The 22,613-nt window shown below is 44.9% G+C and carries 15 protein-coding genes; 4 read left to right on the top strand and 11 right to left on the bottom strand.

Features of this window, described 5'->3' with window-relative positions; all coding sequences use genetic code 11:
- Nucleotides 1-517: 517 nt before the first annotated feature.
- On the bottom strand, nt 518-1,867 hold the full coding sequence (locus LQ567_RS20185) for a M12 family metallopeptidase (protein WP_231007535.1): 1,350 nt from the start codon (nt 1,865-1,867) through the stop codon (nt 518-520).
- A gap of 903 nt (nt 1,868-2,770) precedes the next feature.
- Between LQ567_RS20185 and LQ567_RS20180 the strand changes: the two genes are divergently transcribed.
- Entirely contained in the window at nt 2,771-3,301 is a 531-nt protein-coding gene (locus LQ567_RS20180) for a FecR domain-containing protein (RefSeq protein WP_231007534.1), read from the top strand.
- A gap of 92 nt (nt 3,302-3,393) precedes the next feature.
- Nucleotides 3,394-4,716 (top strand): DUF3472 domain-containing protein, encoded by a 1,323-nt coding sequence (locus LQ567_RS20175; RefSeq protein WP_231007533.1) that lies wholly within the window; start codon nt 3,394-3,396, stop codon nt 4,714-4,716.
- A 480-nt stretch (nt 4,717-5,196) separates the two neighbouring features.
- Here LQ567_RS20175 and ctlX read toward each other — a convergent pair whose 3' ends face one another.
- The 10 genes from ctlX to LQ567_RS20125 form a co-directional block, all read right to left on the bottom strand.
- Nucleotides 5,197-6,144, bottom strand: a complete 948-nt coding sequence (gene ctlX / locus LQ567_RS20170; protein ID WP_231007532.1) for a citrulline utilization hydrolase CtlX — start codon at nt 6,142-6,144, stop codon at nt 5,197-5,199.
- Between the two features lie 29 nt (nt 6,145-6,173).
- Nucleotides 6,174-7,604, bottom strand: coding sequence for an arginine deiminase family protein (locus LQ567_RS20165; protein ID WP_231007531.1), 1,431 nt, complete (start codon nt 7,602-7,604; stop codon nt 6,174-6,176).
- A 123-nt stretch (nt 7,605-7,727) separates the two neighbouring features.
- On the bottom strand, nt 7,728-9,062 hold the full coding sequence (locus tag LQ567_RS20160) for a DUF3472 domain-containing protein (RefSeq protein ID WP_231007530.1): 1,335 nt from the start codon (nt 9,060-9,062) through the stop codon (nt 7,728-7,730).
- Between the two features lie 35 nt (nt 9,063-9,097).
- Nucleotides 9,098-10,369 (bottom strand): RICIN domain-containing protein, encoded by a 1,272-nt coding sequence (locus tag LQ567_RS20155; protein ID WP_231007529.1) that lies wholly within the window; start codon nt 10,367-10,369, stop codon nt 9,098-9,100.
- A 1-nt stretch (nt 10,370) separates the two neighbouring features.
- Nucleotides 10,371-11,282 carry a metallophosphoesterase gene (locus LQ567_RS20150; RefSeq protein WP_231007527.1) on the bottom strand — a complete coding sequence of 304 codons (912 nt, stop codon included), beginning with the start codon at nt 11,280-11,282 and terminating at the stop codon, nt 10,371-10,373.
- Nucleotides 11,283-11,332: 50 nt separating this feature from the next.
- Entirely contained in the window at nt 11,333-13,132 is a 1,800-nt protein-coding gene (locus LQ567_RS20145) for a RagB/SusD family nutrient uptake outer membrane protein (RefSeq protein WP_231007526.1), read from the bottom strand.
- Between the two features lie 59 nt (nt 13,133-13,191).
- The gene (locus LQ567_RS20140; protein ID WP_231007525.1) at nt 13,192-16,413 is read right to left on the bottom strand and encodes a SusC/RagA family TonB-linked outer membrane protein; all 3,222 of its coding nucleotides are present in this window, start codon (nt 16,411-16,413) and stop codon (nt 13,192-13,194) included.
- Between the two features lie 31 nt (nt 16,414-16,444).
- On the bottom strand, nt 16,445-17,788 hold the full coding sequence (locus tag LQ567_RS20135) for a FecR family protein (RefSeq protein ID WP_231007524.1): 1,344 nt from the start codon (nt 17,786-17,788) through the stop codon (nt 16,445-16,447).
- A gap of 235 nt (nt 17,789-18,023) precedes the next feature.
- Nucleotides 18,024-18,590: an RNA polymerase sigma factor gene (locus LQ567_RS20130; protein WP_231007523.1), complete on the bottom strand. Its 567-nt coding sequence runs from the start codon at nt 18,588-18,590 to the stop codon at nt 18,024-18,026.
- A 352-nt stretch (nt 18,591-18,942) separates the two neighbouring features.
- Entirely contained in the window at nt 18,943-20,355 is a 1,413-nt protein-coding gene (locus LQ567_RS20125; protein ID WP_231007522.1) for an aminotransferase-like domain-containing protein, read from the bottom strand.
- Nucleotides 20,356-20,532: 177 nt separating this feature from the next.
- Between LQ567_RS20125 and serC the strand changes: the two genes are divergently transcribed.
- Both serC and LQ567_RS20115 read left to right on the top strand, forming a co-directional pair.
- Complete coding sequence (gene serC, locus LQ567_RS20120) at nt 20,533-21,615, top strand: 3-phosphoserine/phosphohydroxythreonine transaminase (RefSeq protein WP_231007521.1); 1,083 nt, start codon at nt 20,533-20,535, stop codon at nt 21,613-21,615.
- 94 nt (nt 21,616-21,709) lie between these two features.
- Nucleotides 21,710-22,600, top strand: coding sequence for a DMT family transporter (locus tag LQ567_RS20115; RefSeq protein WP_231007520.1), 891 nt, complete (start codon nt 21,710-21,712; stop codon nt 22,598-22,600).
- Nucleotides 22,601-22,613: the final 13 nt, after the last annotated feature.

Genomic DNA, 22,613 nt, shown 5'->3' with positions numbered 1-22,613 from the left:
TAAGTAATTTTGAGTTGTAAGGCAATACATCTCCTTAAGGCAATATTGCCAGGTAAATACAATACTTAACAAATCGGGTATTACAAAGTCGCGCAAGGACTTTTATAACAAAATCATTCCTGCGCTGACCAAACAGGTATAGGCGGTTTAATGGCTTTCATATTGACCGTTTTATTAGTTATTCATTACAGTTAACAGCGCTCCTGGTCTGCACTACGCGCGTTTAACACATGCCGGAAAGAAGGGCTAAATAGGATTCCGGGCAGGATGCCGTTTCAGGGCCCGGCAGCACATTCATCTCCCTCCTTATATTTCATAATATGGAGCTGCTCTAAAAGACAATTAAAAATGCAATGCTTTTTCATGTTTAAAGGCTCATTAATAGTTATACGATTTAGCAAGTTCAGAAGGTACAGGGAGTGCGCATTGGTTACCGCCCTGCTGCTCCGGAAACCTCAACAGGCTCCAAGGCACCCGGCAGTCATCAACACTTTTTTACGCGTTTTTTGTTAACTGGTTAATTAAGTTTTGTTAACACAAACTGTTGTTTTGTTGCATTATCAGATACTGCCCCCACTACTATGGGTGTCAGATCCGAGGTCTGACCACCCTTTATCTCCAGGCGCAGTGATGATGCATGTTTGGGTGAAAAACCAAAGCCGTTATTCCCCAGGTTATATAAATACCATTTTTGTGCGTCTGTTCCGGCGTAGGCTTTGAGTTCCACTACCGTGCCGTTCGCAGTTCCCGCCGACCGCACGGTTAAAACCTTACTCGTGTCTACCATCGACTTAATGATAAAATAGCCATGCTCAACTTTTCGGAACAGGAACTGCTGGTTTTTGCCGGTATGATTGGAATAAAGAATCACCGGGGTTCCGTTATCCGTACGTCCGCCCTGAATATCAAAACTTTTAGCGCTGCTCAAGGGTGTACCAATACGATATATGCCATTCGTAAGCGCAGCCGTGTTAAAGGGAGCATATAAATGCGTGATCCCTGCGAAATCCCCCTCCGAAAGACGACTGCGCTGCCCGACAAATGTACTGCCGTCCAGGCGAGTCATGGGCGGATCATCTGAATCAATAGCAAAAGAAGTGGAACTGTATAACATCACGGACCCGAAATCAAAAGGACCTTCCCCGGCGTAATCAAACGCAATGTTATAATTATGCTCCTTACCTGCTTCCACTTTCGACAAGTCAACAACTACATACTGATCCCTGTCAGGCCGGCATTGCTCATGTTTGATGCCCAAAGAGTGCATGATCTCATGGGCCGTAATGTACGGGTGCGTATAGTTATAAAGCTGAATCGTATTTACCCGGTTCTTGCTCCACCCTAACGGAGAACTGTTTCCTGTAGACTTTACAAATGTTATATACTCTGCTTGCGTGCTCCGTTCTACAAATCTTACGGGTGTGCGCGACTCAATAACGTTAAATGCCGAATCAATCGTTCTTAGAAAATTGCCGTACTGTGTACTTGTTAAACTGCCGTCATTTACGGGTAACCGGTAGTAAACAACCCCATTGGGCCAGGTTTGAATAAAACGTTGCGTGATGGTACTTCTTTGCGTGGTCGGTAAATGACTGGAAAGATGCTTCAGCATTCCAAACTGCTCCGGCGTAAGCACAATATCATCACTGTAATAATAAAGCCCGTTGGTCTCATTAACAAAATTGACGGTGCCATCTACTACAAACCGATGTATAATCGTACTGTCATTCAACCGGTGACTGCTATACTGTGCTTCATTGCCGGCCTTTTCATCCTCATACGGAGTTCGAATCTCTCTTTTACATGCTCCACAAAAAACAAGGCAACCAAAAAAAATGGTGAGGCTTAAGAGTGGTCTTCTTTTCATTATCAACAATTCGGTTTAGAGTAGTCTGCGTGTTTTACACAATTACAAGGTAAAATAGCTACCAGCGCAATTATTCAATTCTTAATTCAAATCTTCCGGAACCTCCATATCATTTAATGCGCAGCTATAATATCAGCAATTGACATACAGTCCATGACTGCTCATGCCAGAAAGTTTTTTAAACGATTACTATTCCGTTAATTTATCATTAACTAAAGGGCCCTATATATTAATAAGTACGCTGGCTTCAAAAGAACTCCCTATTGCCCCGGAAAAAAATTTTAAATGGAATTTAACTTTTCGATCTGTCACTTGCAGGCTATCTAAAAAAACCCGGAAAAATAATCAGGCGCTTAAACAGCTAAATACATGCTTTCTTCCTATACCAGGCTTCTGTTCCCTCAAAGCAGCCTCATTGTTCTGAGGCATACATAAAAAGAGAAGCCCCCAAAAGGGGGCTTCGAATCGTGCATTGCGATTAACGATTGACATTGATTGTTCAACTATCCAGATCAGTACTCTAAACTAAACGAATTCATCCGCAGAAAGCGATTATCAAATGAACTTTTACATCAGTTCGGATACCTCATTAATATAAAGTACGTTTTACATATAAAAACTCCCTATCAGGGAAAAAGAAATTTATCTATCCTGATACTATTGCGAAACGGCGCTTCCCGGACCACCCGGAAACGGGAATAAAACGGCGCGTAAGGTTGTGCGCCGTCTGTTCTTTAAGCAGCAATAGAGCCAGCCAGACATGAAAATTATTTCTCTTCCCAAATAGGGGGTTTGGATGAAATCAGCGTACTTAATATACATACAGCCGATTCATCAATGGACAAAAATGCGCTGATACAAAAGTTTTTTGCAAACAAATGCACCCCGGAGGAAGTCGCCCTCATGGAAAACATTTTCGAAGACGATCCTGATGCCGTAGACCGCATCTTCAATTTGAAAGACTGGAATAATTGTGAAAGATTTGCAGCGTCTCATCCTTCATTTTTAAAAAAAGAAATCTGGCAGAACGTCACCACGAGTATTGCACCCAGCCAGATGTTTTTCAAGGTAACGGCCGATGCCTCTTATAATTCGATCATCGCTGAAACCAGCGCTACATCCGATACCGTTGCAGTGGACAGAAAAAACGCTGCACCCAACGGGGAGCGTGCAGCTTACAATAACTCAAAAGACATACAACGATTGACCTTGCCAGATGGGTCTACTGCGATATTATACCCCAACTCCTGTATCCAATACCAGCGTAATTTCAGGCTGAACAGGAATATACAACTGATGTATGGAAAGGTTGTTGTCGAAATTGCCAGAGACCCTCACCATCCATTTACCGTTTACACTAACGCTACTGCTGCAACGACCTGCAGTGCGAGGCTTGTTACCGATAAAACCGGGGAAACAAATGTTTCCGGCTGAACAGTTATACGATAAAGTAAGGGGATATAAGTTATACGACAAAGCATTGAAAAAAGGTTCATTTAATATTTATAAATTTAAAAATCACATTTATGAAACTGATCAAATGCCTGTTCATAACCTATATTGCAGTTGGCTTATGCGCCTGCTCCAAAACCAGTACTCATGATGATGCTCCCGAGGTTGCCGCAACAACTGATCCGAGAGCTCTTTCCGATCTTACAGTTGCCATTCCCATGGGAGGAAATGCCTTTGTAACCAATGGCGCAAGCGGGGCCACTATTTATGACGACAATAATTACGGCCTGCACGACTGGACGAACTTATCGGCCACTATCAGCACCTATTTTAAAGTGGCCAATACCGGTACTTTATATTTGGGCGTAAAAGGAAAGGCGCAAAGCGGCGGTTCCAGTACCATCCGCCTAACGGTCAATGGTCAGTCGTTTGACATGACGCTTAGCGGCGCCACTAAAAAAAATTATTATGCCGGAGCCATAAACATCAGCTCGCCGGGTTATATTAAGGTCGATTTAAAAGGTGTGAGCAAAACCAAAACTTATATCGCCGATCTCACGGATATCATGATCGGTGGTCCGGCAGCGGGTACGGGATTGATTTATGCGTCGGATGCCAGTAATTTTTACTGGTCGAGAAGAGGACCTTCGGTGCATCTGAATCATACCCTCACAAGCGGAAATACGTATGAATGGATGTACAGTGAAGTAACGGTTCCTTCCGGCCAGGATGCCATCGGAAGCTACTACATGGCAAACGGTTTCGGGCAGGGCTATTTCGGCTTCCAGGTGAACTCTGCCACCAAAAGGCAGGTATTGTTTTCTGTATGGGATCCATCCAGCGGATCTACTACCTTGATCAGCAAGGGCGATGACGTGATCGATGGAAATTTTGGCGGCGAAGGCACCGGCGGAAAAAGCTACCTGCTGTTTAACTGGGTTGCAGGCAACACCTACAAATTCCTGACCCGCATACGCCCGGATGGAGCCGGCAATACCCTGTACTCCTCCTGGTTTTATGCCCCTGAAGTAGGTGCCTGGAAGTATATCGCCACCTTTAACCGGCCCAATACCAACACCTATGTTTCCAGCCCCTATTCCTTCCTGGAGAACTTTATCAATACCAATGGCTATATGGGCCGCAAAGCCTATTATTCCAATTTCTGGGGCCGGACAACCGGTGGTACCTGGATCGAATCCACATCTACAAAATTTACCGTAGACGGCAGCGGAAGTAATAACCAGAGAAAGGACTACAAAGGCGGTGTTGAAGATGGCAAGTTCTTTTTACAGAACGGCGGCTTCTTTAATGATTTTGTACAACAAAACACAACGTTTACAAGACCGGCAACAGGAACACCGCCCGGCGTTGATCTCAGCAACTTACCAACGCACTAACAGCAAGCAGATTCCAAAGAACAGGAGATCAGGCAACGAGCGCAGCCCACGTATTTCATGCAATTCCTGGTGCCGTTCGCCTGCATCTCCTGTTTAAATAGTATAAAGTACTAAAAAATAACGGCGCCCAAACTTTCACCCCGCGGTATGGCAGGCGTTCAAGACATACGCTAACATTTATGAAAGCAACAAATCGCCGCCGGCATACTGCGCCTGTTGTTGAAACCAAAACAGAAAACAATAACGATACAGGTACATACGACATTGCGCATCTCAAAAAATACGATATAGGTCAGCATACCCGTTAGCTCCATTCTCCCCGCCCTACCGGAATAAGACCGGTTACCATTACAGAAAATGCCCGCTTTAGAAAAAGCAGGCATTAGAGATTGATTGCTACTTGTCTAGCTTTTTTTGTCCGTTAAACAGACGTAATTATTTTAATCGTACTGTGCATTGCAATCATGCCCTAATCTATTATTACAAGAGTTCGTGTCGGTCAGCTTCCTGCTCCCCTGCATGCTGGGGCAAAAATATTTCAGCGATCATGCACCGGGCACTGCCTCCTCCATTTTGCTCAATCGTATCCAGCGGCGAGTGAAGGATCGGATTGAATTTTTCTATCTGCTTTCGCTGTTGCCGGGAAAGTGATCGATATCCGGCCTCCGACATCACTAAAAACCGCTGCCCATCGGTACTTTTCACCTGCAGGGCATTTGCCGCAAAATGCTCCATTTGCTCCAGGCTGATAAAAACGATCTCCTTTCTTGCTTTTAAAAAAGACTGAAGCACCAGGTAGCGTTGCGACCGGTCTTTAATCGTATCCTGAGCAATAATGGCATAATCATCGGCAACGCTCATCATTACGTTTGTATGATAAACAGGCGTGCCGTTGCGATCCGTGGCATCGAATATCACCGGGGTAAAATCAAGTGCCTCACAAAAATCATACAATACGCGTGCACTGGTACGGGGTGAAATACAGGCATAGGCCCGCTGATTCAGTCGGTCCAGTACCATACTGCCGGTTCCTTCAAGAAAGTAGCCTTCTTCCTCATAACCGGTAAGATCCAGCGTGGAAACAATCTCAAATTGCTCCTGCAACGCTTCCAACACGCCCTTTGCACGCTCTGCCCGCCGGTTAGATGCAAACATTGGATAGAGCACCGCTTTTGCATGCGGATGGGTGGAAATCCAGTTGTTAGGGAAAACAGCATCCGGCGTGTAGGGTTGTGCCCGGTCCTGTATGATATGCACGTCAATTTTGTTGTACCTGAGGAGATCTGTCATCTGGTCAAATTCCTGCTGTGCTTTTTCATTTACGTTCCAGTCAACATTCATTTTCTGAAAAGCATTGTTTACAGCTGTTTCTTTATTAAAACCAAACGCACCAGGACGAATCATTAATAATTGAGAAGTTATTTGCATACAGATATCATTATTGCAGGTATTATTTTCTACAGATCATCGCGAAGCAGCGGCATACTCATGCAATGAAATCCGCCGCGCGCTCTTGAAAGCTCTGCAGATGGTATGGTTATAAAAACATTTTTCAACGCCTTTGTGCTGGTGGCGCCACGTTCCAACTGAGGTAACAATTCCCGTACATCAATGATCCTGAAGCCCGCATTCCGGAAGGCCTCCAGGGTTTTATCATTCCTGTCGTACCCCACAACCACTCCTTCCCGCAACGCCAGCAGGTTGCAGCTATCCGTCCACTGCTCCCGCAGGTCAAATGGAAATACATCATTACCCGAATGGATAAAAGTGATCTTCCCCTTCACTTTCAGATCCTTCCTGCTAATATCGGAAAGCAGGTCCTCCAGGTTAGAGAAACGCACCGGTTTTGAAATATGCTGCTTGTTGAACTGTATAATTGAAATCGTTGTTTCCGGTTGCTGATCTTCAATCTGTGGCAAGATAACGTTACCGGAACGCTGTTGTGGCTGCTTCCCGGAAAATGCGCCCAACAATACCCAGGTATCTTTCCGTACCTGGGTAAAAATGGTGTCAATATGCATGTATTCCCTCTTCTTGGGTATCTGCACCAAGGTTACCTTACGCACAATGTTTTTTTCGAAAAGAAGGGTGGCCACCTGTTGCGCCGCAGCCGTGCTGGTACGCTCACTGATGCCAATAATTACGTGATCTTTATTTACAACCATCACATCCCCGCCTTCGAGTGTAACATTATAGGCATCCACATCCACCGGAAGCAGAAAATGATAGGGACTATCGGCTAATTCTATGATTTTTGAGCGGTATTTGCTGAACATGGGATGATTAAAGAAGATGTATTTCATCAGCAATGCTTCGCGCAACCGTGCTTTTTTTGCAGGCTTGTTCAGCAAGATGTGATCATTGATAACAATGCCAATATCCCTTGTGAAGATAAAATTAGGCACCGGCGGAAACAACATGTCCAGGTTCGTGCCCGTTCCGCTGATAAAGATCATCGAGAGTTCATCCGGCGGCTGTTCCAGCAACAGCTCCTGTGTATGATAAGAACAGTTTTCTATCGCACAAACAGAAGCCACCAGTTTTTGCCGGATCGTCTTATCGCGCAATATCTCCGCAAGCAGTTGCTGTATTTCTATAACATTTTCTGAATGGTGAAAGCCGGGCTTGCCGGGCTTGTAAAAATGAAAATTATTCGCGGGATTATCAACCGATTCCAGTCTGCCTTTTATCAGGAGCGGATCCAGAAAAAACAGCAGCAGTTTTGTATAATAATCATATTCTTTTCTCCGGATGGTATCGAGATGTACGATATCCTCAAAAAGCCAGTCCTGTGCCTTTGAAGGGATCACCTTTCCGATTCCACTGTCCGGACTGTGCACCAATACTTTTTTCAGCGCACCAATCTCTGAATTTACTTTTATCTGCATACAAAATAGGGAGCCGCCAACACGTTTATTAAAGGAGTGTATACCGGCTTCGTTTCAAATATTAAGAAAACGAGGCCATTCTTGTATATCAAATGGCCTCGTCCATATAACAACCAACGAGGATTAGTGTGTCGGGAGCGTATTTAAGTTAACACTGGGCGGGGTTCCTGTTGCCGGTCTTGTAAACGTTGTGTTTTGTTGTACAAAATCATTAAAGAAGCCGCCGTTCTGTAAAAAGAACTTGCCATTTTCAACACCGCCTTTGTAGTCCTTTCTCTGGTTATTGCTTCCACTACCATCTACGGTGAACGTTGTAGATGTGGATTCGATCCAGGTACCACCGGTTGTCCGGCCCCAGAAATTGGAATAATAGGCTTTGCGGCCCATATAGCCATTGGTATTGATAAAGTTCTCCAGGAAGGAATAGGGGCTGGAAACATACGTGTTGGTATTGGGCCGGTTAAAGGTAGCGATATACTTCCAGGCACCTACTTCTGGGGCATAAAACCAGGAGGAGTACAGGGTATTACCGGCTCCATCCGGGCGTATGCGGGTCAGGAATTTGTAGGTGTTGCCTGCAACCCAGTCAAACAGCAGGTAACTTTTTCCACCGGTACCTTCGCCACCAAAGCTTCCATCTACTACATCATCACCTTTGCTAACTAAAGTAGTAGAGCCGCTGGATGGATCCCATACAGAAAACAATACCTGCCTTTTGGTGGCAGAGTTCACCTGGAAGCCGAAATAACCCTGCCCGAAGCCGTTCACCATATAATAGCTGCCGATGGCATCCTGGCCGGAAGGTACCGTTACTTCATTATACATCCATTCATATGTATTTCCGCTTGTGAGGGTATGATTCAGATGCACCGAAGGCCCTCTTCTCGACCAGTAAAAGTTATTGGCATCCGAAGCATAGATCAATCCGGTACCCGCGGCAGGCCCCCCGATCATAATGTCGGTCATATTCCCAATGTAGGTGGAAGTTTTGCTTATGCCCTTCAGATCCACCTTAACATAACCCGGCGTACTGATATTCACCGAGCCTGCATAGTAGGTTTTTGCGGGTGCGCCTCCCGTCATCGTTACATCAAAGGACTGACCGTTTACCGTAAGGCGAACCACACTGGTTCCGGTAGTTACGTATCCTTTAATACCGAGATACAGGGTACCCGTATTAGCCACCTTAAAATAGGTGCTGGTTACCGCCGACAAATTCGTCCAGTTACGCAATCCGAAATTGCTGTCGTCATAAATGGTTGCCCCGGTAGCATCATTCATTACGAAGGAATTTCCTCCCATCGGAATCGCAACCGTAAGATCGGAAAGGGCACGTGCCGTTATTGCTCCTGCGTTGGCTCCATCACCCTTTTCCTGTATCCCAGATCGCTTATCACACGATGACAACAATGTATAGCAAGCACATAACAGAACGATTATTTTATATGTAGCTTTCATTATATGATTTTTGGTTTAATTTACTAAAACCCGCCTTATTGCTTTACCAGCCTAAACTTCTGTGAGCCGTAGGTATGTGCCGTATATATCTGGATCTGTGTACCATTGGAGGCATCCCCGCCGTCTACATCCAGGTTTTTACCAGTCGCACATGCCGGAGTAAGATTATAGTATCCGCCGCCAACATAATTGATCTTCCATTTCTGCGCGTTGGAATTGTTAAAGGCAGAAACCACTACCGGTGTACTATTGGCCGACCCCCCGCCTGTAACATGCAATACTTTCGTTGTATCTGCGAGTGTTTTAAAAGCATAATACCCACTGCCCAGGGACCGCAATTTCCATACCTGGTTGTTGCTGGTAGGGTAGTTATAGGTCCAAAGCGTAACATTTGTACCGTTTACAGGATAGGTTGCATTTACATCAACCAACATACTGGGTTCATCCGTAAGTTCAGAAACGATCCGGTAGTTGGCGCCGTCAACGATCGTTGCCTGCGGTGGATCAAAAGAGATTAACAGGATGCCCAAATTGTCGTATCCGGCGATTTTTGTGCTCAGGTTGGGCTCTCCGTAATACCGGGAAATATCCCATGAATACATCTTCACCGGCTGTCCGCCAACTGTTTTACTTGAAAAATAATTCTTCATTGGTGTGTTGATGGCTGCATCATAGCTAATGCCATCAATACCGTAAGTGGTTAACTCGCTATACATCTGCCCCATCACGATTTGCTGCTGGGCCGAAGACTGTCCATACACATCCTCCCAGTTGCAATAGTAACTTACTTTCCACCCGTTTTGTTTAAAACTAACCAGGTAGGGGATATACCGGCTTTCCACTAATACCCGGTTTTTTATGGAGTACAAGGTATTCAGACTGTTAAGCGTATTCGTAAACAATGTTTCATTCGCCGAGCTGTTCAGATCCTTACAATCCAGCCAAACCGATTCAAAATCCGGTATTTTCTGGTTCAGATAAGCAAAATATTCTGCCAGCGTTTGCCCGGTGGCCGTTGCCGCTTCATGGCCGATGAGACAGGTGGGCTGTCCGTTTTTCATTCCTACGAATATGTCAACCTCCAGGCTTTTGATGCCTGAATTTTTTACTTCGTCCAATTTAAGAAGGTCATTTACCCGGTGGGCACTTACAATCGCCGGCCCCGATGTAACGCCTCTCGGTTTTACCTGCTGCCCCGCATCCGATGGTTCTCTTACATCCTTTGAACAGCTCGCCAGGATAGCCGAAAACAATACCACAGACTTACCGATTTTCCAAAAATTTTTTAATTCGATTTTCTTTTTCATGTTACTTTTTTTTGTTGAAATAAAGTGTTCTAGATGTCATTCTTCCATAACCAGTAAGCGTTAGTTTGTCCGGGTAAAGTTCAATAATGCCATAAGCATTCTGATCAGCTGTTTCAACCATGCCTTCAGCAACGATACATGGAATGGCGTTTTCCTCGCAAAAGGCTCCTGCGTGATGATGGCCCGCGATAAGGGCTTTTACACATGAAAATTTTGATACCAGTGCCAGTACTTCTTTATCATTTAAAGCCGTAAGACCATCTGCGCAGCTAAAAGGATGGTGTGAAAAAATAAGCACTTTTTCTGAGCGGTTTTCGGCGGTTTGAAGTTGCTGTTGCAGCCATTTCAATTGCCTGCTGCTGATACCGCCGTTGTATTCCTCCGCGTTATTTCCGTTAGCCTGTTTAATTGTCTGTATCATTTGGTTTAATTCGTCTTCCTTCCATGTTCCGGTTACATTTGCATAGGAGGCCACTTCATTGGTATTCAACATCACAAAGCGCCATTCGCCTTTCTTAAAGGAATAGTATTCTGCGGGCATGCCCAGTTTCCGGTAAAGCGCCGCATTGTCCTTAACTCCTTTATAATCGTGGTTGCCCGATGTTTGGTACACCTTCGATCTGAATTTTCCAAGCTCCTTTAATACCGGTGCAAGATCATCCGGGTTACGGTCTGTTATATCACCCAGGTTAATGATGAAAGGAACTTTCGCCTTATTAAATTCCCGGACGCTTTCCTCCAGCTTCTTTAGTGAGTTGCGGTAGAAGCGGGTTCCCCTTGTATCAAAATTTGCATACTGGATATCCGCGATCAGCCCGAAACGCACCAGGGGTGCAGCCGACTGACCGTTCGCAAGCATAGAGCAGCCAATTAAAAGAAGCGAAATCCAGATATGCCGTCCAATTTTTTTCATTTTGTTGATATGATTTAGTGTATTGTACTGGTATTGCGAAACAAAACCTGCTACCAACCCGGGTTCTGCTTCAGGTTGGGATTCAGGGTAATTTCATTTAATGGAATACATTCCAGATAGTCCCGGTCTGCCTTAAAACCATAACCGTTAGGAAGCACCGTTGCATAGGGGTCCAGAAAGCCATCGGAATCTGTTCTGTAACTAATAGGTTTTGCCCATTCCGATGCATCAAGCGGATAACCCTTTGGGCGTTTGTCTTTCAATAAATTATGTGCCGCCCAACGTCTTAAATCGTCATAACGGAAACCTTCGGCACCCAACTCAACTTCACGTTCTCTTCTGATTTCAAAAAGCTCATTAGAGATCGCATAACCGTAATCAGCATAACGTGATTTGTTAAGGTCGCTTTGCACTTTAAAGTCTGGCATACCCGCCCGTTTTCTTAATAAATTGATCGACTTAGCATAATCCACGGCTTCCCCAAGCTCTGCTTTGGCTTCAGCATAATTAAGCAACGCCTCTGCGTAGCGAAATACAATAGCCCCCGTTTCACTGCTCGTATTCCAGGCAACACCGCTGCCCGCTTGCGGGTCTTTAGGGTCATTGCCTTTCCTGATCTGGAACCCGGTATTATTGAGGCTTTCTCCGGACTTATCTAAAAATGGCTTGGAAAATACGCCCTTGCCGTAGCTGTTATCCCACATCAATCCTCCCGGCGTCCATATTGTTTGGGCTAAACGGGGGTCGCAATCCGTGGCTATCTTGGTAAGAAAAGCACTACCTTTTACAGCTTTCCCGATATTAAAATAATCATATACGTTACCACTTTTGTCCAGGTAATTGTACACCTGCTGCAGGGTCATGCTGATACCGGCGGTACGGTCCGAAACATAAATCTGGAAAGAATGCGACAGGCTTAATCCAACTGAATACGCTTTCCAGAGAATCACTTCTTTGTTATTGGCCTGGTTGGTCAGGGAGAACAGCCTGCAATAGTCATTGGCAGGCTCATTATTGGAATATAAAGAACGTCCATAAGTTGGAGCCATCAGCTCTTCCGCAGCATTAGCAGCCGCGCGTAAATACTTATTTGGATCTGCTCCGGCTGTTCCGAATGCGGTACCTTTATGATATTTTTGCCAGGTGCCTTCATAAAGTGCTACTCGGGATTTAAACAACAGCGCAGCTTCTTTAGACAAACGGTTATTACCTCCAATGGAACCAGCATCCTTTAAAGGTGTAAGATATTCTATTGCCTTATCTAAATGCCAGAGTATAGAGTCAACTACCTCGGTACGGGGAGACCGCGCTTTATACAGTTCTTCCGATTCAGTAACCATAGGCTCCGTATACCAGGGCACGTCGCCATACTGCTTTACCTTTTCAAAATAAAACCAGGCTTTGAAAAAATGGGCTTCGCCTAAAAAATGCTTGTATTTCTCAAACGGGTCGCCACATTTCTGGTAATTACTGAAAAAAACATTTATACTTCTTATATACTGCCAGTTCCAGTTGGGACCAGGCGTTTCGCCATTTGCTATATTTGCTATCGGCGATGCTGAAGCTACAACGGTGCTTGCTCCATTCCATAACGTACTGGGAGAGCTCGTTATTTGAACGTCCGACCCCCTGGTACCATCCCAGCCGATCAGCCCCATATAGCTGCCAACAATGTCAAAAGAAGGGAAACGACTATAGAATTGCAGGGTATAGTTTCCCAAATCATTCGCCGTCTTCCAATAAGCGCCATTTTCAATTCTTGTTAGCGGTGGCCGTTGTAAAAAATCTTTGGAGCAGGATCCCAGCACAAGAAGGACAACGTGTAATATTATGATTAAGTACTTTTTCATCTTTATATTTTTTACAGTCGAAATTTCAACTTGATTTATATTTTATGAGCAGCTTGCTTTTAGAATGAAATGTTTAATCCAAATGCCCAGATAGCCTGCATAAACATATTTTTACCATTACCCAGTCCTCCTAAAGTCGCTGTTTCGGGATCAAATCCAACAGGCAATTTTGTAAGTGTATATATATTCTCCCCGGAAAAATAAAGGCGGGCTTTTTTAAGTCTCGTCCATTTGAGCGCTGCCTTCGGAAGGGTATAACCGAGCTGAACGTTTTTTAACCGGGCGTATGCCCCATCCTGCAGGTAACGGGTTTGCACCTGTTGGTTTTTTGCATATTGGGATTGGGTGCTATAAGGACGGGGGAAATAGGCATCTTTATTAATGTCCAAACCAGAATACTTGGTAGGCTCCACATCCCTGTAATAATCCAAATGATCCGAATTGGCAAAAAGCGAGGTCTGATTCCAGGAGTTGAAGCCCCAGAAGATATTGCCGGTTAACCACAAATCGCGTTTCCCCACACCCTGAATAAATACCCCGAGGTCGATATTTTTATAGGCGGCGGTTAAATTAAGGCCAAACTGGTAACGCCTTGCTGAGTTACCAATAATTTTTAAGTCTCCATGATCGGTCAGTGTGTTCTTACCAAAATCGATCTTGCCATCTCCATTCAGGTCCCGGTACTCCACATCACCGGTACGCCAGGTTTGTGCGTGTATAGCATTTTGATACTTGGTGGCATTGATCTCATCGGCCCTTTCCTGGGTTTGTATCAATCCTACAGTCTCATACCCCCATATTTCACCGGTGTTTTTGCCTGTGTAAAAGTTGGAGTTTGCCAGGAGTCCCGTTGGGTTTGGATACTTGCTGACAATATTATTATAGTCAAATACTTGCGCGGTTACGGAATAAGAAAAATCACTGCCGGCTTTTCCTCTCCAGGATATATTAAAGTCCCAGCCAGTTGTCTTCATTTCAGAATTATTTTCCTTTGGTACTGCGGTGCCCAAAACAGCCGGTAGTGTTCTGGCCGGTCCTAATTGATCAAATGTTAACCGCTGGTAATATTCAAACTCAACCTGCAACCGGTTCTGCAGCAATCCCAGGTTTATACCGAAGTTGGTAGAGCTGGAAGATTCCCAGGTAAGCAACGGATTAATTAAATTAGGCGCCATCGTATAAGCAGGCCTTTTTCCATTGATGATCCAGCCCAACCGGGGACCTACATCCAGTAACGCCAGATCCTGGTACGCTGTTACATCCTGGTTACCCAGCCTTCCCCAGGAGGCTCTTAATTTAAAAAAGGGTATATAAGCGGATAGCTGCTCCCAGAACTTTTCTTTTGAAACAACCCAACCAGCAGAAACGGAAGGAAATGAGCCCCATCTTTTTCCTTCGGCAAATTTTGAGGTACCGTCATAGCGCAGGTTGGCTTCCAACAGATATTTTTCCTTAAAATCATAATTCAGCCTTCCAAAGTATCCTTCTGTTGTCCAATGAGATAAGTCATCGGTAACCTGCATCTCACCGGTAGCGGTGGTAATAGAAGGCACTTCAGGAGTAATCAGCTCTGACTTATAACCGCTTAAATAGTCATAATTACTGCTCTCCTGCTGATAGCCGGCCATTACTTCGAAGTGATGGCTAGCAGCAATATCAAATTTGTAGTTGGAAAAAATATTCAGCGCTTTATATGTTCTGTTCGATTTGTTTTTTGAAATATAAGAGGGAACCGTTAATGCAATCGGTACAAGGGAGCCATCCACCTCGTCTTCATATGCTACCAGGTTCAGTCCTTCATAGGTATTGGGTCTATAGTCGATAGAATAGTCGGCATTGATTGACCAGCCCTTGAGTGGCGTGATCTCCGTGGCGAGCCGCTGTACCAACGTGTTATCGGTAAATTTCTCATACCCCGCCTGCATCTGCGGCACTCTCGATAATTGCGAATAGTAGCCATTGGGAGATTTCAGGTATACTTCCGGATGGGTCCGGAATATCTGGTGAATCAGGATATCATAACCGCCTTCTCCATTGTAAATAGGCCGGTCTCTTACTTCATTGGTAAGACGGGTATTCGAACTCAGTTTCCACCAGCTGGCTAAGTTCGCATCTATTTTAGCCGTCATATTATACCGGTTATACTTGTCATCCACTACCTGCAATGGACCTTTTTCATATGCATGGCCCGCCGAAAGGAAATATCTGGCGTCTTTAGTGCCTCCGCGTACTGAAATGTTTTCCTGGCTTCTATAACCCGAGCCATAATGAAAATCGATCCAGTCATTATTCCCGTTGGACAATTCGTAAACATTCCATTTTTTGGGGTTACTGGTATTGGGATAGGTTTCCGGCAAACTGGGGTCCTCGATATGTGCAATGATCCGGTCGATGGTGGTCTCCGAGAATAAACGGGCTACACCCTGGTTATCGTGTATCTGGTTCATAGCTCTTGCAAAAGTGTAGGAATCCACCATCTTGGGTTTACGGATGATCGTTGTAGGACCGCTGTTTATAGAAAGATCTACCTGTGGTTTTTGGTTGGCAGTACCCGATTTGGTAGTGATCAATAATACGCCATAAGGTGCCCTTGCTCCATAAATGGCCGATGCAGCAGCGTCTTTTAACGTTGAAATACTTTCAATGGTATTCGGGTCCAGCGTATTAATATCGCCAGCCGTACCATCGATCAGCACATACGGAGCTCCCTGGCCGCGAATCTGTATAGACGGAGCTGCCCCTGGCTCAAAACCGTTATTGCCATAAGCGATGGTTAACCCCGGTACGGTGCCATACAAAGCCTGGGAAACATTATTCACCGGCCTGTCTTGTAATCTTTTTCCATCCACCACCGCAACAGACCCGGTTAAATTTATTTTTTTCTGAGTGCCATAACCAACGACCACAACTTCGTTCAAACCGGCACCTTCAGAGGACTGTAATTTAACCATCATCGAATTATTACTCCCTTCTTTCAGAAGCAAGCTTTTTAGTGTCTGGGGCTCATAAGCGACATGGGAAAACGTAAACGTATACTTGGTACCGGCCAGCAAATCAGAAAACTTAAAAATACCATTGGAGTCGGTAACCGCATTGAACTTTTGATCGGGATCGGTATCCTTAAATACAGTGACATTCGCTCCTTTTACAGGGCTCGCTTTTTCATCCAAAACCGTTCCTGTTGCTGTAGTATTTCGTTGTGCATCCGAATATAAGGGGATCAGTGACAGTAATAGCATGCACACCCCGCCCAGGCAGAGCATTTTAAGTCTGAGTCTCATTACGTGATTTTAAGTTTTTATGTTGTTTTGATTACTTCATAATGCCATATCCTTTAGCATTTCTGACAAGCTGTAGATCGTTCATTTTGCAAATAATGGATATTATTTTTCCAACATCATCCTTTGATGATATGGCTCCTGTAAAGTACTTATTCTTTATATCGCCTTTATCGAATTCTATGACAACGCCGGATCTTTTTCCCAGTTCTCGAAACACCTGTTCCAACGAAGCATTATCGTATTTTAAGAAAGACTCCGGATCAGCGGCGGGCGTTTTGGGCCGCTTACCATTTACTCCTCCGGTTTCCTTCATAGGGCCTGTTGCAACGGCATCCGCGGGTTTAATAACATTCATAACGCCCTGATCATTTTGAACGATGAAGCCATTCGTCTTGGTAAGGATATTCAAAATATGATCAAAAGAATCTTCTGCCGAAAATTCACCTGTAAAATAGATCGTCTCCACTTCCTTGGCATTGTACTCAATATGTTTCCCAAACGCTTCCTCCAGCTGCTCAAACGCATCACTAAGCGGCTCATTCGTAAATTTCAAACCGCTTTTTACAATTTCCTCTTTTGCCGTTCCCAACGTGCTGTTTCGCAATACATCCTGAAACTGCTCATTATTAAGGGATGCAATCGTGGTAACACCGCCCTTTTTGGTATTGATCACACACTGTTCGCCGGGAGAAAGAAACGTAGGTTGGCGCTGCGTATCTTTTTCAATATGCTTTACAACCACCTTACCTTCATATAACCGGACATTGATCCGGCCTTCAGACTGATCCACAATAAACTTGGTTCCAAGTGCCGTGGTCGAAATATCACCGGAAAGCACAACAAACGGATGCGCCCGGTCTTTTGCCACCTCAAAAGCAGCTCTGCCGGTAATAAGCCGTATTTTCCTGTTCTCCCTGAAATTTGTGCTGTATCGAATGGAAGCACCCGGATACAGGGTAACAACAGATCCGTCAGTAAGCGCTAACCGCCGAATTTGACCGGAGTTATTGTGCTCCAGGTGTACCGAGTCAAAAAGAACAGCATTGGCCGATTCTCGTGGTTGTAACCGATTCGTGCGGCTGTAAAAAAACCACAGGGCTATTACCAACAGGATACCGGCAGCAACCGCGGCAGATCTGAAAAACCAGCTGCAGATCAAGTTGCCTTTTGTTCCGGATCTGACCTTTTGCCATATTTCTGATCTGAGTTCCGGGTCTTCTTCCTTTTCATCATCACCGGTTTCATCCCATTCGCGCTGATTCAAAACTTCATCCAAAACGCTTGGATCCGATTCCAGAAGCTGTTGCACAATGATACCTTCTTCCTTGGTACACCTGTTGTCAAGAAATTTTTGTATCAATTCTTTTTCATTCATGGCTGATCAAAAGTTCTGTATCTAAATTGTATCTATAATAAGTACGCCAGGGTTGGGGAAAGTCCCTATTCCGGCCAAAAAAAATCTGCTTTTAAATACCTGGATCTGTCGCATCGGAACTGGTTGCATGTTCATGTATCTGCCGGTGCTGTTTAACTATCAATGCGGGCTCCAATAAATGTTGCACACCCGTAATGCCAGGCAATATCTTTAGTACAATTTTATTCACCCCGCTTTACGCAACATTATTAATAATATCAATACCGATAGCTGTAAAAACGGACATCTGAAGGAGCTTGCGTAGCTGCAAATTAGCTTTTGTTAATTGATTATCAACAGTTTTTACCGATATTTTTAATGCCGCTGCGATTTCCTTATATGAATATCCATGAATATGCTTAAGCTCAAATATCTGCTTTCTTTTAGGTGGCAGGGTTTGCAGCGCTATATAAATATCTCTTTTAGTTTCAAGATTTTCTTCATTTGCAAGTATGGCTCCCGCCTGGGGCAGGTTATCCACTGCCATAATATGATTGCGGTTACGTAGCTCCTGGCGTAACCAATCAATAAATATTTGTTTTGTTTTCCTGAATATCTGCTCGTTTAGCCCAATCTGATCGGACAATGTCTGACGATATTTCCAAAGTTTGATAAACACAAGCTGAGTCAGATCCTTTGCTACTTCTGAGTTCTTGGTTTTTTTTACTAAATAGATATATACTTTATTCCAGTAGGCTTCGAAAACATCATTGAAGACCCTATAGTCTCCCTCTTTTAAGGCCAAAACCTTGTTACGCTCCATACATTAAGTTGTAGTTACAGAGAAATATAAGTGATCGTTTTTACTAAAGGCGATAACTGTGCTTAAAATACACAAACAAACAATTCATAATAAAACTACAAAACATCCGGCAGAAATTTTCGCAGAATTATGTGCAAACGATTGAGCGCTATAATTGCACATACCCGCAACTTCATTGGCGATCCAGGGCAGGCAGCCTTAACAACTGAATATAAAAACATTAAAAAACGTTTTTATATTAAAAAAATATTAATGCAACAATTGCACTGACCCGATAACCCGGATCTGTTCATACGGTGTTAATGCATAAACCTGGCCATTCCTCCTGGTTATCTTTTGTTGCTCCGGGCAGTTATATCATTTTCGCAAGCGCTCCGAGCTGTTTCAATTTCAGTTTCAGCTCATCCGTCCACGGTAAACCGATACAAAGACGCATACAGTTATGAAACTGGTTTTGCAATGTAAACATTCGACCAGGCGAAATACTGATGCGCTTTTTCAGGGCATCGTTGTACAATTCACCCGTATCTACTGTTTTCGGGAATTCTACCCAAAGTGCAAGACCTCCCTGTGGCCGGCTGATCCTGGTTCCTTCCGGAAAATAGTCGGCGATCGCATCCGCGCATTGCTGATAATTTTCCTGTAACGTTCTGCGCAGGTGGCGAAGATGGTGCTCATATTTCCCCGTCAGCAGGAAGTTTCCCACGGCTTCGTTGATCACAGAGGTAGAAGACACGGAATGTATCAGCTTTAGTTTCAGTATTTGCTCTTTGTACCTGCCGGGCGCAACCCAACCTACGCGATATCCCGGGGCAAGCGTTTTGGATACAGACCCGCACCACAGCACATTACCATGCCGGTCGAACGATTTACAGCATTTTGGACGTTCCGAACCGAAATGAATATCCCCGTAGGTATCATCTTCAATAAGCGGAATGTTATACGCCGCCAGCAGTGCCACCACCTCCTTTTTATTTGCATCGGGCATACAATATCCCAGAGGCGTATTGAAATTGGGCACCAAAAGGCAGACGGTTATCTTCGGCAGCAATTTTTTCAGCGCCGCAATATCGATGCCCGTTACGGGGTGCGTGGCTACTTCCAGCACTTTCAGTCCCAGGCTTACCGCAAGCTGGAGAATGCCGGGATAACAGGGACTTTCCAACGCAATGGTATCACCCCGTTTCGTCAATGCCATCAGACACAAAGCCAATGCGTTCATGCAGCCGTTTGTGGTAACCAGGTCGCTTTCCTTTAAACTGCCCTTCCAGGCCAATGAGCGGGCGGCCACCATCCGGCGCAGTTTCACATTGCCCTGCAGCGGTTCATATTCCGTACCTCCTTCCTTTAGTTCTCTTGTGGCCAGTACAATCTCCTTTTTTAATTTTGCCAGCGGCAGCAGGTTGCCGGAGGGTACGCCAATGGAAAACAGCGTTAGATCGCTGCGTCCCATGGTGGAGTAAACACCGCTTATCAGTGCATCCGGTTCCCTGTTATTGGCAACCGGAACCGGCTGACTGGCCTCCGGTAACGGAAGCTTCAGATAATTTAACGTGCTTACAAAATAGCCTGACTGGGGTTTTGACTGCACCAATGATTGTGCTTCCAGTTCGAGAAAGACCCTTTTCGCGGTATTAACACTCATCCCGTGTTCCTCGCTCAATTTTCTTACCGATGGAAGACGCTCCCCCGCTTTAAGTACGCCTGTCTTAATCTTATCGGCAATGTTATTTGCTATTTCACTATATAAAAATTCCTTTTTCATGGCTATTGGATTTGTAGCTTTTTGCCGGTACGCAAGTGCTCTATACCAAAAATCGCTGTACGACTGTTAAAATCATCCCCGGTATAGCAAAAATAACTGTGTCTATTAAAATATCAAAAACTGTGACTGTGTTTATCCAAAACCCAAGAGTACTTTTGTCCTAAAATAGGATCAATAATGAAATTGCATAATTTTAGCGGTGGCCCCGCTATACTACCCGATTACGTATATCATAAGGCAGCGGATGCCATTAAGAATTATAACGGAACCGGGCTTTCTTTGCTGGAAACTTCGCACCGGTCTTCCGCGTTTGCCGGCATTCTTATGGAAGCAGAAGCTTTGCTGCGTGAACTGCTTTCTATTCCACAGGCATATGCCGTGTTGTTTCTTGCGGGCGGAGCAAGCCAGCATTTTGCACAAATTCCGCTCAACCTCTTACATAAAGACACAGGAGCCGCTTACCTCGACAGCGGCGTTTGGGCAGCCAATGCCATCAATGAGGCCCGCTATTACGGCAGGGTTCATGTTGTTGCATCGGGAAAAGCGGAGGCCTACCGTTCCATTCCTACCGGCTTCGCTATTCCAGAAGACAGTATTTATTTTCACTATACTTCAAACAATACGATCTACGGAACAACCCTGAGGGAGGTACCGCAAACATCCGTGCCGGTTATCTGCGATATGTCATCCGATATACTGAGTGCGGAAATCGATGTTACAAAATTCGGGATGATATATGCCAGTGTACAAAAAAATGCCGGGGCAGCGGGTGTTTCCATCATCGTTATTAGAAAAGACCTGCTGGATAACGTCAACCCGGATATTCCCAACATATTTAACTATGCCACCCTTGCAACAAACAGGTCGCTCTACAATACGCCGCCCGTTTTTGCCATTTATACAACCTTGCTCAATCTCCAGTGGCTGCAACGTGAAGGCGGCATCAGCGCCATTGAAAAAAGGAATATCGAGAAAAGCCAGCTGCTTTATGAAGAAATTGACAGGAACCGTCTTTTTACGGGCAGAGTCAGCAATAGCACGCAACGGAGCAGGATGAACATTACATTTTGGGCAGATAAGCCGGAACAGGAACAGGCGTTCCTGGATTTTGCAGCAGAACGAGGGGTGGTAGGCATCAAACAATATGCAGATTACGGCGGGTTCAGGGCATCACTGTACAATGCATTGTCGCTGGAAAGTGTTAAGACCTTAGTTGCCGTTATGCAGGAGTTTGAACACCATATGCAGCCAGGCGCTTAAAGATCCGTAGTTACACTGTATCCATAAAAACAATCGTAACTGCGGCGGTACTCATCTACACTCGTTTCCGAAATTTACATCAACATATAATCCAATGTCAGAACTGGTTATAAATAAGATAAAAGAAAATTCAGCACAGGGCTGGTTGAATGGCTTTATAGGTGTGGTATTGTTTAGTGGGTCGCTGCCGGCCACAAGAGTAGCGGTTGCTGTATTTAATCCTGTGTTTCTTACCGTTGCCCGCGCTGCTGTTGCAGGGATACTGGCACTTATCGTATTAATCCTCTTCAAAGAAAAGCGCCCGGAACGAAAACATTTTTTTTCACTGGCCATTGTGGCGCTTGGTGTAGTGGTTGGTTTTCCCTTATTAAGTGCCTTAGCGCTAACATACGTCACCTCGGCGCATTCCATTGTTTTTATAGGAATATTGCCGGTAGCTACCGCCATATTTGGTATCCTTCGCGGAGGCGAACGGCCCCGGCCCATATTCTGGCTTTTTTCTGTTTTGGGCAGCCTGCTGGTGATCGGCTATGCGTTGGCACAAGGTCTTTCGGCTTCACCTCTCGGCGACGTACTGATGCTTGGCGCGGTCATTCTTTGTGGATTGGGTTATGCGGAAGGCGCAAAACTGACAAAGACCTTAGGTGGATGGCAGGTTATTTCCTGGGCCCTGGTACTTTCATTACCGCTGATGCTGCCGCTTACAGTAGTTTTTATGCCTGCCTCATTTGAGGCCGTTGGTACAGGAGCCTGGATCGGCCTGGGTTATGTATCGTTGTTCAGTATGTTTATCGGCTTCGTTTTCTGGTATAAAGGTTTGGCACAAGGCGGTACTGCAACCGTAGGACAATTGCAGTTGTTACAACCCTTTTTCGGTTTGGCACTTGCCACCTGCTTACTGCACGAGCACGTAAGCATCGGTATGCTGGCCGTTACAGTTGGGGTGATTTTATGTGTAGTCGGTACAAAGAAATTTGCCAGATAAAATTTAAAGGGGA

It is taken from the genome of Niabella pedocola, from assembly GCF_021044425.1.
GTDB classification, from domain to species: Bacteria; Bacteroidota; Bacteroidia; order Chitinophagales; family Chitinophagaceae; genus Niabella; species Niabella pedocola.
The sequence above is the reverse complement of the archived record's forward strand: the minus strand, read 5'-3'. Positions and strand labels throughout refer to the sequence as shown.